Origin of the sequence: Streptomyces sp. SID3212, assembly GCF_009865405.1 — a bacterium.
Classification (GTDB): Bacteria; Actinomycetota; Actinomycetes; order Streptomycetales; family Streptomycetaceae; genus Streptomyces.
Map to the genome: position 1 here is coordinate 1 of NZ_WWJY01000376.1, position 2,392 is coordinate 2,392.

The following is a 2,392-nucleotide window of genomic DNA, read 5'->3' on the forward strand; positions in this document are numbered from 1 at the left end:
CGCCCGCGCGGCAGAGGCGTGCCGGGCCGTCACCGCGGCGAGACCGCCCTCCTCGATGCGCTCCACGGACGCCTCCAGCGCCAGCATCTCCAGCTGGGCGGGCGCGTGCGGCAGCGCGCGCCGGCCGCTGTCGATCCAGCGCTCCTTCCAGTCGAGGAGCGAGAGGTACGAGCGCCGCGGCGCCCGCGGATTCGCGGCGAACCGCTCCCACGCGCGCTCGCTCACCGACACCACCGACACCCCGGCGGGCCCGCCCATCGCCTTCTGCGCGCCGATCACGCACAGATCCACGCCCCACGCGTCCGGGAGGAGCGGTTCCGCGGCCACCGACGCGACCGCGTCGAGCATGAAGAGCGCGCCGTGCGCCCGTACGACCTCGCCGATCTCCGCGACCGGATTGGTGTTGCCGGTCGCCGCCTCGGCGTGCACCAGCGACACGAAGTCGGTCTCCGGGTGCGCGGCGAGCGCCTGCTCGACCTGCGCCGCGGTGACCGCCGTGTCGAAGGGCACCTCCAGGTCCACGACCTTCGCGCCGCAGTCGCGCAGCCAGTTCCCGAAGGTCTGGCCGTACGGCCCCGTCACCACGTTCAGCGCGGTCGAACCGGGCCGCGCGCCGCCGCGTATACAGGCCTCCAGGGGAAGCAGGGCCTCGCCCTGCATGATCACGACGTCGTTGTCCGTCGCGAGGAGGGCGGCGACCCGCCGCTCGATGGTGGCGAAGTGCGCGGCGGTCAGCGGGGCGAGGCCCAGCAGCGGATGTGTCACGGGGGGCTCTCTCGGCAGGGGAGGCGGAGGTTCTGTCGGTCCCCACCGAGGATACTCACCGCTCTGCGGGACCTCCTGATCGTCCTCGTACAGTGCTGTCCATGAGCGATCACGCGGTGCTGCGGGTGAAGGGGCGGGTGCTCGTCGGCCCCGAGGAGGTCAGGGGCGAACTGTGGGTGGTCGGCGGCCGGATCACCTACACCCGGCCGCCGGGCGCGCGCGAGGTCCGTACGGTCGCGGGCTGGGCCCTCCCCGGCCTGGTCGACGCCCACTGCCATGTGGGTCTCGACCACCACGGCGCGGTCGACGCGGCGACCAGCGAGAAGCAGGCGCTCGGCGACCGCGACGCCGGGACCCTGCTGCTCAGGGACGCCGGGTCCCCGGCGGACACCCGCTGGATCGACGACCGGGAGGATCTGCCCAAGATCATCCGGGCGGGCCGCCACATCGCGAGGACCCGGCGCTACATCCGTAACTTCGCGTACGAGATCGAGCCCGAGGACCTCGTCGCGTACGTCGCCCGGGAAGCGCGGCGGGGGGACGGCTGGGTCAAGCTCGTCGGCGACTGGATCGACCGCGAGGAGGGCGACCTGACCGCCTGCTGGCCGCGCGAGGCGGTCGTGGCCGCGATCGCCGAGGCGCACCGGCTGGGCGCGCGCGTCACGGCGCACTGCTTCGCCGAGGTCGCGCTGCGCGAACTGGTCGAGGCGGGCATCGACTGCGTCGAGCACGCCACGGGGCTCACGGAGGACACCATTCCGCTCTTCGCCGAGCACGGGGTGGCGATCGTCCCGACCCTGGTCAACATCGCCACGTTCCCGCGGCTCGCGGCGGGCGGCGCGGAGAAGTTCCCGCGCTGGTCGGCACATATGAACCGGCTGTACGAGCGGCGCTACGACACCGTCCGCGCGGCGTACGACGCCGGCATCCCCGTCTTCGTCGGTACGGACGCGGGCGGCGCCCTCGCCCACGGCCTCGCGGCGGCGGAGGTCGCCGAACTCGTCACGGCCGGCATCCCGCCGCTGGACGCGCTCTCCGCGACGACCTGGGCGGCCCGCCGCTGGCTCGGGCGCCCGGCGCTGGAAGAAGGCGCGCCCGCGGATCTTGTGGTGTACGACGAGGATCCGCGCGCGGACGTACGCGTGCTGGCCGCTCCGCGGGTGATCGTGCTGAACGGGCGGGTGGTCGGCTGACGCGCCGAGGGATCGCCGGGTTGACTCAGCGTGACGCGGGGCCCGGTCGTCTCGTTGAAGCACTTCAGCTGTTCCACGCTCCGGTACGACCGGCGCACCACCCCGACCGCGCGATTTGCGGCACTCCGGGGAACGCGTGCGCCAGTGGAATCGAATCCTTGACCGGAAACTGCCCTTTAGGGTGAACTCACCCCAGGTGTCTGTCAGTTCACTCTAAGTGCGTAAAGATTCCGGTGTCTCAGTCGCCGCCGCCACGTGTCCCCGTGTCGGAGGCCGGCGACACCATGTCTCTTGTGGGGGTTCCACCCGTGAACGGCAACACCAACACCTTCCGCCTGTCCGCACGCCGCCGCGCCGCCGCGGCGGTCGTCGCCGCGTTGACGGCGGGCCCGGTCTTCCTGGCCGCCCCCGCGCGGGCCACGGGCGTCACCCAC

At 73.0% G+C, this 2,392-nt stretch carries 2 protein-coding genes; one reads left to right on the top strand and one right to left on the bottom strand.

What is annotated here, in order from left to right; genetic code table 11:
* Positions 1 to 765, bottom strand: a 765-nt coding sequence (locus GT042_RS11415) for an aminotransferase class V-fold PLP-dependent enzyme (RefSeq protein ID WP_161308601.1), incomplete at its 3' end; no start/stop codon positions are given.
* 101 nt (positions 766 to 866) lie between these two features.
* Between GT042_RS11415 and GT042_RS11420 the strand changes: the two genes are divergently transcribed.
* A complete protein-coding gene (locus GT042_RS11420; RefSeq protein ID WP_161308602.1) occupies positions 867 to 1,958 on the top strand; it encodes an amidohydrolase family protein in 1,092 nt (363 codons plus the stop codon).
* The last annotated feature ends 434 nt before the right edge of the window (positions 1,959 to 2,392 follow it).